This is a genomic window from Aquaspirillum sp. LM1, assembly GCF_002002905.1.
Lineage (GTDB): Bacteria > Pseudomonadota > Gammaproteobacteria > Burkholderiales > Aquaspirillaceae > Rivihabitans.
The window spans coordinates 205,809-218,839 of record NZ_CP019509.1 but is presented as its reverse complement, the minus strand read 5'-3'; the positions used below and the strand labels follow the sequence as shown (position 1 = coordinate 218,839).

General features: G+C 60.7%; 16 protein-coding genes and 4 tRNA genes. 6 read left to right on the top strand and 14 right to left on the bottom strand.

Annotation, left to right across the window (positions count from 1 at the left end):
• Nucleotides 1-137: 137 nt before the first annotated feature.
• The 13 genes from rplA to BXU06_RS00885 all read right to left on the bottom strand — a co-directional run bounded on the left by rplA (nucleotide 138) and on the right by BXU06_RS00885 (nucleotide 7,770).
• Complete coding sequence (gene rplA, locus BXU06_RS00945) at nucleotides 138-839, bottom strand: 50S ribosomal protein L1 (RefSeq protein ID WP_077296084.1); 702 nt, start codon at nucleotides 837-839, stop codon at nucleotides 138-140.
• Between the two features lies 1 nt (nucleotide 840).
• Nucleotides 841-1,272, bottom strand: coding sequence for a 50S ribosomal protein L11 (rplK, locus tag BXU06_RS00940; protein WP_077296083.1), 432 nt, complete (start codon nucleotides 1,270-1,272; stop codon nucleotides 841-843).
• 91 nt (nucleotides 1,273-1,363) lie between these two features.
• Nucleotides 1,364-1,897: a transcription termination/antitermination protein NusG gene (gene nusG / locus BXU06_RS00935; protein ID WP_077296082.1), complete on the bottom strand. Its 534-nt coding sequence runs from the start codon at nucleotides 1,895-1,897 to the stop codon at nucleotides 1,364-1,366.
• 3 nt (nucleotides 1,898-1,900) lie between these two features.
• On the bottom strand, nucleotides 1,901-2,254 hold the full coding sequence (gene secE / locus BXU06_RS00930) for a preprotein translocase subunit SecE (RefSeq protein WP_077296081.1): 354 nt from the start codon (nucleotides 2,252-2,254) through the stop codon (nucleotides 1,901-1,903).
• Nucleotides 2,255-2,319: 65 nt separating this feature from the next.
• Nucleotides 2,320-2,395 (bottom strand) — tRNA-Trp (locus BXU06_RS00925).
• 19 nt (nucleotides 2,396-2,414) lie between these two features.
• Nucleotides 2,415-3,605 carry an elongation factor Tu gene (tuf, locus tag BXU06_RS00920; protein ID WP_077296080.1) on the bottom strand — a complete coding sequence of 397 codons (1,191 nt, stop codon included), beginning with the start codon at nucleotides 3,603-3,605 and terminating at the stop codon, nucleotides 2,415-2,417.
• A 36-nt stretch (nucleotides 3,606-3,641) separates the two neighbouring features.
• Nucleotides 3,642-3,716: transfer RNA gene (locus tag BXU06_RS00915), tRNA-Thr, on the bottom strand.
• A 14-nt stretch (nucleotides 3,717-3,730) separates the two neighbouring features.
• Nucleotides 3,731-3,804: transfer RNA gene (locus BXU06_RS00910), tRNA-Gly, on the bottom strand.
• 37 nt (nucleotides 3,805-3,841) lie between these two features.
• Nucleotides 3,842-3,926: transfer RNA gene (locus BXU06_RS00905), tRNA-Tyr, on the bottom strand.
• Nucleotides 3,927-4,075: 149 nt separating this feature from the next.
• Complete coding sequence (locus tag BXU06_RS00900) at nucleotides 4,076-4,324, bottom strand: YfhL family 4Fe-4S dicluster ferredoxin (protein ID WP_077296079.1); 249 nt, start codon at nucleotides 4,322-4,324, stop codon at nucleotides 4,076-4,078.
• A 79-nt stretch (nucleotides 4,325-4,403) separates the two neighbouring features.
• A complete protein-coding gene (gene rsmD, locus BXU06_RS00895; RefSeq protein WP_077296078.1) occupies nucleotides 4,404-4,958 on the bottom strand; it encodes a 16S rRNA (guanine(966)-N(2))-methyltransferase RsmD in 555 nt (184 codons plus the stop codon).
• Nucleotides 4,959-5,069: 111 nt separating this feature from the next.
• Nucleotides 5,070-6,398 (bottom strand): pitrilysin family protein, encoded by a 1,329-nt coding sequence (locus BXU06_RS00890; protein ID WP_077296077.1) that lies wholly within the window; start codon nucleotides 6,396-6,398, stop codon nucleotides 5,070-5,072.
• A complete protein-coding gene (locus BXU06_RS00885; protein ID WP_150125058.1) occupies nucleotides 6,388-7,770 on the bottom strand; it encodes a pitrilysin family protein in 1,383 nt (460 codons plus the stop codon). The genes BXU06_RS00890 and BXU06_RS00885 overlap by 11 nt, the downstream gene beginning before the upstream one ends.
• Before the next feature lie 113 nt (nucleotides 7,771-7,883).
• Between BXU06_RS00885 and ftsY the strand changes: the two genes are divergently transcribed.
• From ftsY to BXU06_RS00855, 6 genes are all read left to right on the top strand, one after another.
• Complete coding sequence (gene ftsY / locus BXU06_RS00880; RefSeq protein ID WP_077296075.1) at nucleotides 7,884-9,002, top strand: signal recognition particle-docking protein FtsY; 1,119 nt, start codon at nucleotides 7,884-7,886, stop codon at nucleotides 9,000-9,002.
• A gap of 22 nt (nucleotides 9,003-9,024) precedes the next feature.
• Nucleotides 9,025-9,678: a cell division ATP-binding protein FtsE gene (gene ftsE, locus BXU06_RS00875; protein WP_077296074.1), complete on the top strand. Its 654-nt coding sequence runs from the start codon at nucleotides 9,025-9,027 to the stop codon at nucleotides 9,676-9,678.
• On the top strand, nucleotides 9,675-10,583 hold the full coding sequence (gene ftsX / locus BXU06_RS00870; RefSeq protein WP_077296073.1) for a permease-like cell division protein FtsX: 909 nt from the start codon (nucleotides 9,675-9,677) through the stop codon (nucleotides 10,581-10,583). The genes ftsE and ftsX overlap by 4 nt, the downstream gene beginning before the upstream one ends.
• Nucleotides 10,584-10,818: 235 nt before the next feature.
• The gene (rpoH, locus tag BXU06_RS00865; RefSeq protein WP_077296072.1) at nucleotides 10,819-11,673 is read left to right on the top strand and encodes an RNA polymerase sigma factor RpoH; all 855 of its coding nucleotides are present in this window, start codon (nucleotides 10,819-10,821) and stop codon (nucleotides 11,671-11,673) included.
• 22 nt (nucleotides 11,674-11,695) lie between these two features.
• A complete protein-coding gene (locus BXU06_RS00860) occupies nucleotides 11,696-11,998 on the top strand; it encodes a hypothetical protein (RefSeq protein ID WP_077296071.1) in 303 nt (100 codons plus the stop codon).
• A 4-nt stretch (nucleotides 11,999-12,002) separates the two neighbouring features.
• Complete coding sequence (locus BXU06_RS00855) at nucleotides 12,003-12,467, top strand: hypothetical protein (protein WP_077296070.1); 465 nt, start codon at nucleotides 12,003-12,005, stop codon at nucleotides 12,465-12,467.
• A 54-nt stretch (nucleotides 12,468-12,521) separates the two neighbouring features.
• Here the strand turns inward: BXU06_RS00855 and BXU06_RS00850 are convergent, their stop codons facing one another.
• Nucleotides 12,522-13,007 carry a hypothetical protein gene (locus tag BXU06_RS00850; RefSeq protein ID WP_150125057.1) on the bottom strand — a complete coding sequence of 162 codons (486 nt, stop codon included), beginning with the start codon at nucleotides 13,005-13,007 and terminating at the stop codon, nucleotides 12,522-12,524.
• Between the last annotated feature and the right edge of the window lie 24 nt (nucleotides 13,008-13,031).

Here is a 13,031-nt window from a genome sequence, read left to right as displayed (position 1 = left end):
GACACCACCTTGACGGTGAGGATTAAGCCGGCGAACCAGCTCCTGCGGTCTTTGACAATCTGACACAGCATGCTGCATCAGCCCAAAGCAAACGACACGGGCAGCGCCTTCATCAGAAAGCGCTGCCCGCTTGATTCTTAGCCTTGCTCGGAGAGCGACAGCTGATCGACGCGAACACCCACACCCATGGTGCTGGAGACGGCGATCTTTTTCAGGTAGACACCCTTGGACGAGGCCGGCTTGGCCTTGATCAGTGCTTCAACCAGGGTAGCCAGGTTGGTGCGCAGGGCTTCCACTTCAAACGAGGCGCGACCGATGGTGGCGTGCACAATGCCGGACTTGTCGGTACGGTACTGCACCTGACCTGCCTTGGCGTTGTTCACGGCTTCGGTGACGTTCGGGGTCACGGTGCCCACCTTCGGGTTCGGCATCAGGCCGCGCGGGCCGAGGATCTGACCCAGTTGACCGACGATACGCATGGCATCCGGCGTGGCGATGACCACGTCGAAGTCCATCATGCCGCCCTTGATCTGGTCAGCCAGATCTTCGAAACCAACGATGTCAGCACCGGCAGCCTTGGCGGCTTCGGCGTTGGCACCCTGGGCAAACACGGCCACACGCACCGACTTGCCGGTGCCGCGCGGCAGAACCACAGAGCCACGGACCACTTGGTCGGATTTACGCGGGTCGATACCCAGGTTCACGGCCACGTCAACGGATTCGTTGAACTTGGCGGTGGCGGCGCTCTTGACCAGGGTCAGGGCGTCGTCAACAGGGTACAGCTTGTTGCGGTCAACGGTGGCTTTCAGAGCGGCCAGACGCTTGGAAATCTTCGCCATGTTACACACCCTCCACTTCGATACCCATGCTGCGGGCGGAACCAGCGATGGTGCGCACAGCAGCGTCCATGTCGGCAGCGGTCAGGTCGGGTTGCTTGGTCTTGGCGATTTCTTCCAGCTGAGCGCGGTTGAGCTTGCCCACCTTGTCGGTGTGCGGCTTCGGGCTGCCCTTCTGGATGCCTGCGGCCTTCTTGATCAGAATGGTCGCCGGCGGGGTCTTCATGATGAAGGTGAACGACTTGTCCGCGTAGGCGGTAATCACCACCGGAATCGGCAGGCCCGGCTCCAGACCTTGGGTCTGAGCGTTAAAGGCCTTGCAGAATTCCATGATGTTCAGGCCGCGCTGACCCAGAGCCGGGCCGATAGGCGGCGACGGATTGGCTTTACCAGCGGGCACTTGCAGCTTGACATAGCCGACAATTTTCTTTGCCACAGTTTGCTCCTAATGCGGGTCATCACGCAGGGGTATCAGTCCTGCTGCCCGGTTTGAAACGAGGCGAAACGCCTCACTTGCTCCAGATCGCTTACAGCTTTTCGACCTGGCTGAATTCCAGTTCCACCGGGGTGTCACGGCCAAAGATCTGCACCGACACCCGCAGCTTGTTGCGTTCGTAGTTCACTTCATCCACCGAACCATTGAAATCGGTAAACGGGCCGTCGATCACGCGCACACGCTCACCCACTTCAAACAGGATTTTCGGCTTCGGTTTTTCCACGCCTTCTTGCATTTGCTGCATGATGGCATCGACTTCCTTTTGCGGAATCGGCGCAGGGCGGTTGGCGGTGCCACCGACAAAACCGGTAACCTTGGGGGTGCTTTTCACCAAGTGCCAGGATTCGTCGGTCATTTCCATTTCAACCAGCACATAGCCGGGGAAGAACTTGCGCTCGGTCAGCGAGCGCTTGCCGTTCTTCATGTCCACCACTTCTTCAACCGGCACCAGAATCTTGCCGAAGCGATCCTGCATGTTTTCCCGGTCAATGCGTTCTTTCAACGCTTTTTGCACGCTCTTCTCGAAGCCCGAGTAAGCGTGAACCACATACCAACGCATTGCCATCGCTTAGCCTCGCTTGAGCAGAATGTCGTAGAACAGCCAGGACAGGCCGGAATCGACCAGCCACATAAACAATGCCAGCACAAAGACAAACACAAAGACCATGCCGGTCATCTGCGTTGCTTCCTTGCGGGTGGGCCAGACCACTTTCTTGGCTTCGGCAACCGACTCCTGGGCATACACCACAAAGTCCTTGCCCGGCTGGGACAACCACACCACGCCAGCTGCCGCCGCAATCCCGGCCAGCACAGCCAACACTCGCAACACGCCCTGCCCCTCGGGGATCAGGTAAAAGCCTGCAATGCCGGCCACGACGCACAATAGCGCGCCGACCAGCTTGAGTTTGTCCTGGGATTCCATGGAAACAATATGCTCGCTTCAATACAGCAAAGACTAACCGGCGCTAGGCGCCGGTTAGTCTTATTTGGCAGGCCAGGAGGGTCTCGAACCCCCAACCCTCGGTTTTGGAGACCGATACTCTACCAATTGAGCTACTGGCCTAAAAGGGTAATTATACTGCTTATTTGATAACCTTGGCAACCACACCGGCACCAACGGTACGACCACCTTCACGGATGGCGAAGCGCAGACCTTCTTCCATGGCGATCGGGGCAATCAGGGCCACGGTAATGGCCACGTTATCACCCGGCATCACCATTTCCACGCCTTCCGGCAGGCTCACGGCGCCGGTCACGTCGGTGGTACGGAAGTAGAATTGCGGACGATAGTTGCTGAAGAACGGGGTGTGACGACCGCCTTCTTCCTTGCCCAGCACATACACTTCTGCGCCGAACTCGGTGTGCGGGGTGATCGAACCCGGCTTGGCCAGCACCTGGCCACGCTCAACGTCTTCACGCTTGGTGCCACGCAGCAGCACGCCCACGTTGTCGCCTGCCTGACCTTGGTCCAGCAGCTTGCGGAACATTTCCACGCCGGTGCAGGTGGTCTTGACGGTAGCCTTCAGGCCCACGATTTCGATTTCTTCACCCACCTTGACCACGCCACGCTCAACACGGCCAGTCACCACGGTACCGCGACCGGAGATCGAGAACACGTCTTCGATCGGCAGCAGGAACGGCTTGTCGATGGCGCGTTCCGGGGTCGGGATGTAGCTGTCCAGGGCGTCGGCCAGACGGAAGATGGCCGGTTCGCCGTATTCGGACTGGTCGCCTTCCAGCGCCAGACGGGCGGAGCCGGTCACGATCGGGGTGTCGTCGCCCGGGAAGTCGTAGGACGACAGCAGGTCGCGCACTTCCATTTCCACCAGTTCCAGCAGCTCGGCGTCGTCCACCAGGTCAGCCTTGTTCAGGAAGACAATGATGTACGGCACGCCAACCTGGCGGGCCAGCAGGATGTGTTCGCGGGTTTGCGGCATCGGGCCGTCAGCAGCCGAGCACACCAGGATAGCGCCGTCCATCTGGGCTGCGCCGGTAATCATGTTTTTCACATAGTCAGCGTGACCCGGGCAGTCAACGTGAGCATAGTGACGGGTTTCGGTTTCGTATTCGACGTGAGCGGTATTGATGGTAATACCGCGAGCCTTTTCTTCCGGCGCGCTGTCGATTTGGTCGTAACCCTTGGCTTCGCCACCGAATTTCTTCGACAGGATCGTGGTGATCGCAGCGGTCAGGGTGGTCTTGCCGTGGTCAACGTGACCGATGGTGCCAACGTTTACGTGCGGTTTCGTCCGCTCGAACTTTTCCTTAGCCATGGTGAAATGCCCTAAAAAGCTGATAGTCGAAAAAATTGGTGCCCATGGGCGGAATTGAACCGCCGACCTCTCCCTTACCAAGGGAGTGCTCTACCCCTGAGCTACATGGGCCTACTGACTTGCATTGGAGCGGGTGAAGGGAATCGAACCCTCGTCTTAAGCTTGGAAGGCTTCAGCTCTACCATTGAGCTACACCCGCACAATTCCCAACTAAAAACGCACGCCGCTAAAAAATCTGGTGGAGGGAGAAGGATTCGAACCTTCGAAGGCAGAGCCGTCAGATTTACAGTCTGATCCCTTTGACCGCTCGGGAATCCCTCCGTTCAAGAGATGTGCATTATGGGTTTAGCACTTCACTCTGTCAACGTTTTTTTGCAGGATTTCGCAAAAAATTTTCAAACTGTGGCGTTGCTGCTTGTTTTTTAACCCAAAACCCGCCGGCCAGGCCGGCGGACAGAGTGCGACCACACTCAGGAACCCGAGATGATCTTGTACTTGGCCATCAATTCTTCTTCGCTTTCCTCGTGATCCGGATCCAGCGGGATACAGTCCACCGGGCACACTTGCTGGCACTGCGGCTCATCATAGTGGCCCACACACTGGGTACAGAGGTTGGGGTCGATCTGGTAAATTTCTTCGCCTTGCGAAATGGCGTGGTTCGGGCACTCCGGCTCGCACACGTCGCAATTGATGCATTCGTCGGTAATCATTAAAGACATAGTAATTTCCTCAAGTATTCAATGCGTGGAATTGTGTCATTTCTGTGCCGGGGTCGCAAGCCACGGCAAGCAGCGGCCATCAGGCCGGCGCACGCTGCAACAGGCCGTAGTGCACCACACCCGCACGCCCGCTGCGCACCACGTCCCAGCCCGGCAACTCGGGCCATTGCGCACACTCTATATACAGATACCCGCCGTCGCGCACCCGCGCTGCCGCCAGCGGCAGCACCCGCAGCAATAAATCCGACGCAAACGGGGGATCCAGAAAAATCACGTCAAAGCATTCCTGGCTATGCGCCAGCCAGGCCAGTGCGTCGGCGCATACCACCTCCACCTGGCTCATCTGCAGCGTCTGGCGGTGCTGATTCAGCGACGCCGCCACCTTGCTGGCCTTTTCCACCAGCAACGCCCGCCGGGCACCGCGTGACGCGGCTTCAAACCCCATGGCACCGCTGCCGGCAAACAAGTCCAGCACGCTCAGGCCGTCCAGGGTTTGCCCCAGCCAGTTGAACACGGTTTCGCGCACCCGATCCGGGGTGGGGCGCAAGCCGGGCTGGTCGGGAAACGACAGCACCCGCCGTCGCCAGGCACCGCCGATAATTCGCACCGTATTTTGCCCTGCCTTGCCCGCCATGCCCGCTCCTTGCTGATTCTGGCCCCGCCAATGGCTGCTGCAAAGATGTGCGGGGGGCGCATATTATGCGCCCCCCGCGAGCAAGAAGAAACCGTCTTGCGCAGCTCACGCTCAGGAAGGCGATGCCACAGGGGCAGGCCCCACCCATACTGTATTGAGCGCCGGCAGCGACAGCCGCCGCTTCCAGGCATCGCGCACCTGCGCCAGCGTCACCGCTGCCACCCGTTCCGGATAACGGTTCAGCCAGTCATCCGGCAAGCCATATTGGCCAAGCATCGACACATAGCCCATCAGCTTCAGGTTGCTGTCCAGCCGCAACGGAAAGCCGCCAATGATGTGCTGCTTGGCCTGGGTCAGCTCCGCTTCGCTGGGGCCGTGGGCAATAAAATCGCGCACCGTGTCCTGCACCACACTCAGCGCCTGATCGGCCTGTTCATTGCGCGTGCTCAGCGCAATAACAAACTCGCCAGCCTGCGCCATCGGACTGAAATGGCTGGAAACGCCATAGGTCAGCCCGCGCTTGTCGCGCACTTCCTGCATCAGCCGCGAATCAAACCCGCCGCCGCCCAGCACGTAATTGCCCACCAGCAGCGGAAAATAATCCGGGTCATCCCGGCGCAACACCGGTACCCCCAGCAACAGATGGGTTTGTGTGCTGGCATGCACCAGGCGTTGCTGCTGCCCTTGTGCCGCCACGTTCACCGGCGGAATCTCCGCCAGCGCCTGAGCAGACACCGGCAGGCGGGCGGTCAGCTGGTCGGCAATCCGCTCGGCGTCCGCGCGCGACACGTCGCCCACCAGCGATACCACCGCCCGCCGGGCGGTGTAATGCTCACGCCAGAAGCGCAGGATGTCGTCACGCTGAATCCGCTGCACCGCTTCCGGCGTCATCCGTGCCGCCAGGGCATAGGGATGATCGCCATACATCAGCCGGCGCAACGCCCGTTCGCCGCGATCCGCCGGATCGTCGTCGGCATGGCGCAGGCTGGCCAGCATCTGGGCTTTTTCCCGTGTCAGCAGGGCCGGAGGAAACGCTGGCTGGGCCAGCATATCGGCCAGCAAGGCCAGCGCCGGGTCGCGCTGGGCCGGGTCGGACAACACGCGCAAGCTGACGCCAGCCCGCTCGATATCGCTGCTGCCATTCAGTTGCGCCGCCAGGTCGGCCAGCCGGGTTTTGATGGCTTCTTCGCTCAGTCGGGTGGTGCCGGCGTCGAGCATGCTCAGGGTGAGGTCGGAAACACCGGGCTTGCTGGCGCTGTCGCGGCGATTGCCCGCGTCAAAGTCCACCCGCACATCCAGCAGGGGATTATCCCGGCTGGGCACAAATACCACCTGCGCGCCCTGCGGCGTTTGCCAGCGCTGGGTCTCCAGTGCCTGCGCCAGGCCAGCCCAGCTCAGGCAGCACGCCAGCACCAGCATCCAGGGTGATTTAGCGAACATGTGCGCCTCCATTCAGCGTCGGTGCCGCCACCTGACCGGCAGGCACGGCCTGCGGCAGCAGCACGGCGGCAGTCAGCCGGTCATCAGTCAAATAGCGTTTGGCCACCGCCTGCACCGCCGCTGGCGTCACCTCGTCGAGCTGCCGGTCGATGGCATCGTCGTCACGCCAGGAGAAGCCCAGCGCTTCCAGCTGGCCAATTTTCATCGCCTGGCCAAACATCGAATCCTTTTCATACACCCGCGCCGCCTTGAGCTGGGTGCGCACCCGCGCCAGTTCGGCCTCAGTCACGCCCTCTTTCACCAGCCGGGCAATCTGCTGCTTCAGCGCGGCCTCGGCCTGGGCAGCGGTTTTGCCGGCAGCCGGCACGGCAATCAGGGTGAACAGCGACGCGCCGCGTCCGGTCATGTCGTAGCCGGCGCTCACACTGCTGGCCACCTGCTGTTCGCGCACCAGCGCGCGCGGCAGGCGCGAGGCGGCGTGGCCGTCCAGTACGGCAGCCAGCATATCCAGCGCATAAGGTTCGCTGTCATTGATCTTGCTCAGCCGTGGTGCCTGCCAGGCCAGCGCCACATAGCCCAGCTGCGACGGACGTTTGATGGTCAGCCGGCGCTCGCCGTACTGGCTGGGTTCGGGCAGCACCGAGCGCGCCGGCAGGCTGCGCGCCGGCAGCGGGCCATAATGCTGTTCAGCCAGTTTGAACACCTGCTGTGGATCGACATCGCCCACCACCACCAGAATGGCGTTATTGGGCGCATACCAGCGCTGATACCACTGGCGCAGATCGTCGGCGCGCATGCGCTCCAGGTCGCCCATCCAGCCAATGATGGGCTGACGCGCCGGGTTGGCGGTCAGCGCCGTGGCAAACAATTGCTCAAACAACACACCGGTGGGCTGGTCGTCGGTGCGCTGACGGCGCTCTTCGCGGATCACGCTGATCTCGCTGGCAAACGCGGCGTCGTCGATGCGCAGCCCGGTCATCCGATCGGCTTCCAGCGCCATGGCCTGCGGCAGGGTATGATTGGCCAGTTGCTGAAAGTACACCGTATAGTCTTTGCTGGTGAAGGCGTTTTCCTTGCCGCCCAATGCGGCAATGCGCCGCGAGAATTCACCTGCCGGCACCTGCGCCGTGCCCTTGAACATCATGTGTTCCAGCGCATGCGACACCCCGGTGATGCCGGAAGCCTCGTCAACGCTGCCCACCCGGTACCAGATTTGCGAAACAGCCACCGGCGCGCGCCGGTCTACCTTGACCACCACTTTCAGACCGTTGCGCAGCGTGGTTTCCACGGGCTCGTCGGCCAGGGCGGGCAGGCTCAGCCACAGGCCGGCCAGCAGACCGAGCACGCCCCAGCGAGGGGTTGTTTGAGACATGGTTTTCCCGTTCTCCATCAAAACTTATTACAATCGCAGCACTATGCCGTCAGACTCGGGTCTGACAGGCCCGCATCATGAACCAAACGCCGGGAAGTTGACACCCTGACACCATGTTTAGTTTCTTCAAGAAAAAACCCAAGGCGGAAGATCTCGCCCCGCCAGCCCCGGCTCCAGCCGCGGCTGATATTGAACCTGCTGCACCGGCAAGCGCTGCCGCACCGGCCACCCCAAGCGCGCCGCCAGCCAGCGTAGCGCCTGCCGCCAGTGCTGCGCCCAGCGTGCCTGCCGTCAGTGCGGAACCCGTAGCCGAAGCGCCACGCAAGGCCAGCTGGACCGACCGGCTGAAAGCCGGCCTGTCCAAAACCCGTGACAAGCTGGGCAAATCACTGGCCGGCCTGTTTGGCGGCGGCAAGATCGACGAAGATCTGTACGAAGAGCTGGAAACCGTACTGCTGACCGCCGACATGGGCGTGCCGGCCACCACCCACCTGCTCAAGGAAGTGCGCGAGCGGGTCACCCTGCGCGGGCTGAAAGACGGCAGCGAGCTGAAAGGCGCGCTGAAAGAATCGCTGACCGAACTGATTGCCCCGCTGCAAATCCCGCTGGACACCAGCGGCCACCAGCCCTGTGTGATCATGCTGGCTGGCGTCAACGGTGCAGGCAAGACCACCTCGATCGGCAAGCTGGCCAAATACTTCCAGCTGCAGGGCAAATCGGTGCTGCTGGCAGCCGGCGACACCTTCCGTGCCGCCGCACGCGAACAACTGATGGCCTGGGGCGAGCGCAATAATGTAACGGTGATCACCCAGCAGGGTGGGGATTCGGCAGCGGTGTGCTACGACGCCATCCAGGCAGCGGTGGCGCGCAAGATCGACATCGTGCTGGCCGACACCGCCGGGCGTTTGCCCACCCAGCTGCACCTGATGGAAGAAATCCGCAAGGTCAAGCGGGTAATCGACAAGGCCCTGCCCGGCGCGCCGCACGAAGTGATTCTGGTGCTGGACGCCAATATCGGCCAGAACGCGCTGATGCAGGTGCGCGCCTTTGACGATGCGCTCAAGCTCACCGGCCTGATCCTCACCAAGCTTGACGGCACCGCCAAGGGCGGGGTGATTGCCGCCATTGCCCGCGAACACCCGATTCCGCTGCGCTTCATCGGCGTAGGCGAAGGCCTGGACGACCTGCGCCCGTTCTCGGCCCGCGACTACGTTGACGCGCTGTTTGACTGACGCCGGCCCCTACGGACACCCCATGATTCAATTTGACCAAGTCACCAAACGCTACCCTGGCGGGATTGACGCCCTGAAAAACCTGTCATTCAAGGTGGACAAGGGCGAAATGGTGTTTCTGGCCGGCCATTCCGGCGCGGGCAAATCCACCCTGCTCAAGCTGATTGCCGGAATTGAACGTGCCACCAGCGGCACCGTGCTGATCAACGGCCAGAATCTGGGCAAGCTGGGCGGCACGCAGATTTCCTATATGCGCCAGCATATCGGCCTGGTGTTCCAGGACCATAAAATCCTGTTCGACCGCTCGGTATTCGACAATGTCATGCTACCGCTAGACGTGATTGGCTTTGACCGGCGCGAGGCCGCCAAACGGGTGCGTGCCGCACTGGACAAAGTGGGGCTGCTGGAGCGGGAGAAATCCAACCCGATCCGCCTGTCTGGCGGCGAACAGCAGCGCCTGTGCATCGCCCGCGCCGTGGTACACCGCCCCTCCATCCTGCTGGCGGATGAACCCACCGGCAATCTGGACCGCGACTACGCCCACGACATCATGGCGCTGTTCAAGTCTTTCAATCAGGTTGGCGTCACCGTCGTGGTGTCTGCACACGATGAAACGCTGATGAACGAGTATGGCCGACGCATCATCCGGCTTGCACACGGACACTTCACCGCATGAAACATCTGCTCTATCTGCATGGCCGCGCCGCCCGCTCGGCCCTGCGCACGCTGATTCGCCAGCCGCTTGGCAGCCTGCTCAGCCTGTTCATGCTTGCCGTCGCCATCAGCCTGCCGCTGGGCCTGTATCTGATTGTGGCCAGCCTGTCGAGCTGGAGCAACGGCCTGGCCGCCGCGCCACAAATCACCCTGTTCATGGAAGCCAGCGCCGACCGGCCCGACGTGGAAACCGTCAATCAGACCCTCAAGCAGCACGCGCTGGTCAAATCGCACCGCTTTGTCAGCAAGGAGCAGGCGCTGCAAGACCTGATGAAACGCAACAGCCTGAACGGGCTGACCGAAGGCCTGGGCAGCAACCCGCTGCCCGACGCCTTTATTATCGACCCAAAAGACACCGCCCCCGAGCCACTGGAGCGCCTGCAAAAGGAACTCTCCGGCCTGCCGATGGTGGAAGCCACCCAGTTTGACGCCGGCTGGGCCAAAAAACTGCACAGCCTGCTCAGCCTGGGCCACCAGCTCACCCTGCTGCTGGGTGCCGCGCTGGGCATTGCCATGGTGCTGGCCAGCTCCAACACCATTCGCCTGCAGATTCTCAGCCGGCGCGATGAAATTGAAGTGTCCAAGCTGATTGGTGCCACCGACGGCTTCATCCGCCGGCCCTTTGTTTACTTTGCCGTGTTTCAGGGCGTGCTGGCCGCACTGATTGCCTGGGGCCTGAGCGCCTGGCTGATTGCCAGCGCCAACCCGGCGCTGGCCGAGCTGGCCACCCTGTACAACGACCATGCCACCCTGCGCAATCTCAACGCCGACGAAGTGCTCGTCCTGCTGGGCGGCGTGGCGCTGCTGGCCGCCCTGGGTGCCCGTCTGGCCACCGGGCATATCCTGCGCCAGATTGAACCGCAATAACGCTGTTGCAAGGCCACCACACCCCAGCCCACCCCGGCCCCCTGTTTTGCCTGCGCAAACGCGGGGGCCGGCGCTGCTGACCCCAGTCATCCCTTGCCCCGGCCACAATCCGATTCCAGCATAGTGACAGGCTATCCCTCCCATAGAAAAAATTTTCCCAGGAACTGTTTGACTGTTTTGGCACTCTCTCGTGGCGAGTGCTAAGATTAGCGCAATACAGGAGGTTGTCCACCCTATGAGTGCTACGTTTGCCCTGCCCATCCCGGCTGCCGCCGGCAGCCTTGAACAGTACATCCAGACTGTCAACAGCGTGCCGATGCTGAGCCAGGAAGAAGAAACCGAACTGGCCACCCGCCTGCATCACGATAACGACCTGGACGCCGCCCGGCGTCTGGTGATGTCGCACCTGCGCGTAGTGGTGTCCGTTGCTCGCGGTTACGCCGGCTACGGCCTGCAGCAGGCCGACCTGATCCAGGAAGGCAATATCGGCCTGATGAAAGCCGTCAAGCGCTTTGAACCGCAACGCGGCGTGCGGCTGTTCTCATTTGCCATCCACTGGATCAAAGCGGAAATCCACGAATTCATCCTGCGCAACTGGCGTCTGGTGCGCGTGGCCACCACCAAGCCGCAGCGCAAGCTGTTTTTCAACCTGCGCTCGATGAAGTCCGGTTTTTCCGCACTGACCGACAAGGAAGCCCGCCAGATTGCCGAAGACCTTGGCGTGAAGCCGGAAGAAGTGCGCGAAATGGAAACCCGCATGAGCGGCCAGGACGTGGCGCTGATGGCGGACGACAACGACGACGAAGGCGGCTACGCGCCGATTGACTGGCTGGCCGACGCCGAAAACGAACCCACCCGCCAGATCGAGAAAAAAGCCTTCGACCGCCTGCAACGCGAAGGCCTGGAAGAAGCACTGTCCACCCTGGACGCCCGCAGCCGCCGGATTGTCGAATCACGCTGGCTGGCCGACGACGGCGGCCTGACCCTACACGACCTGGCAGCGGAATACGGTGTGTCGGCAGAACGGATTCGCCAGATTGAAGCCAAGGCGCTGCAGAAGATGAAGCAGGCACTGGTGACGGCAGCGTAAATGCAAGATAGCGGGGCAGGCGATGATAGAGTTTGACGAGGCGATCCGCATCGCCCAGCAGCATGTCGAGAAGCTGGTAAAAGGTGCCAGAGACTTGGTGCTTGAGGGGGCATTGCTCTCTGCCGACAGTTCGCTTTATGAAATCACCCTCAGTTATGAACTGGCGGGTGATGCCCCGCCTGCCTCTGACAATGCGCCAGACCCCGCAGCAGCCAACCTGATAGCGCTGGCTGCGATCATGAAAAAACGCCGGGAATGCAAAGTTTTCTTTGTGGACAGCCACAGCGGGCAATTCAAAGGTTTCAAACCCTACACGGAAACCTAAAGCCGTGGCTCAAAAGAAGCTGATCATCGACACAAACCTGTTGCTTTTGCTTGTGATTGGCGCAGTAGAAGGTGGCCGGCACATCAAGAACTCCAAACGCCTGAATAAATTCACCCTGCAAGATTACCAGACAGTTATTGATGTCATGGTCAATCACCAGGAGGTGTGCATCACCCCCTACATTGCGGCGGAAGTGTCCAACCTGATTGATCTGCGTGGCTACGCGGCCCGATTAGCGTATGAAACCGCCAGGATTCTGTTTGCGCAGTTCAGGCAGGTTCATTCCGACATCGCGACAGACAGTGCCCAAGACACATTTTTGGCCTATGGCCTCACCGATAGCTCACTGGTGAGGCTGGCGGCGGATCACACCATACTCACAGACGACCAAAGGCTCTTTGGCGCATTATTCTCGGCCTGTGCGGAAAATATCCTTCCTTTTGAAGTGGTTCGAAAAGTACGCAACTAAACAGCAAGAAGCCCCCTACCCATGAAATGAGCAAGGGGCGTTCTCGTTCAAAAGCTACTCATTGCTGGCAGCCTCAAACACGGCGGGCGAACCTACCGTAAAAATGGTCAGAAGCGCCCCAGCCCGCTTCCAGGCGAAGCGGCAATTGGCTCGACCACTTCCTGCACAAGCTTCCATCTCGGGCCGACCCTGGCAACGATCATCTCCCTGCATGCATTGATCGGCATCTGGCATACGCCGTGGCTTCCAGCCGGCATTCAGCAATTTACTGCGGACCTGCGCATAATCCTCCCCTTGCTTGAACTTTGGCACGCTCTCTGCCTGAGCCAGTGTTGACCCAGCAACCATCACAAGAGCACAAAACCCCAAAGACAAAGACCGCCATTTACCCAAAACAGACATACCGAAACTCCATGTTGAATATTCAAAACCACCGCTTCCCAGAAACGGGTCAGTACATTTCAACATAGGCTGCTGACAGGATGCGTCACTCGCCAATGAACCAGCGCAGATTTTTTCGATGAATGCACAGCAGGGCATGTCATCTCACAGGAGCGATGCACC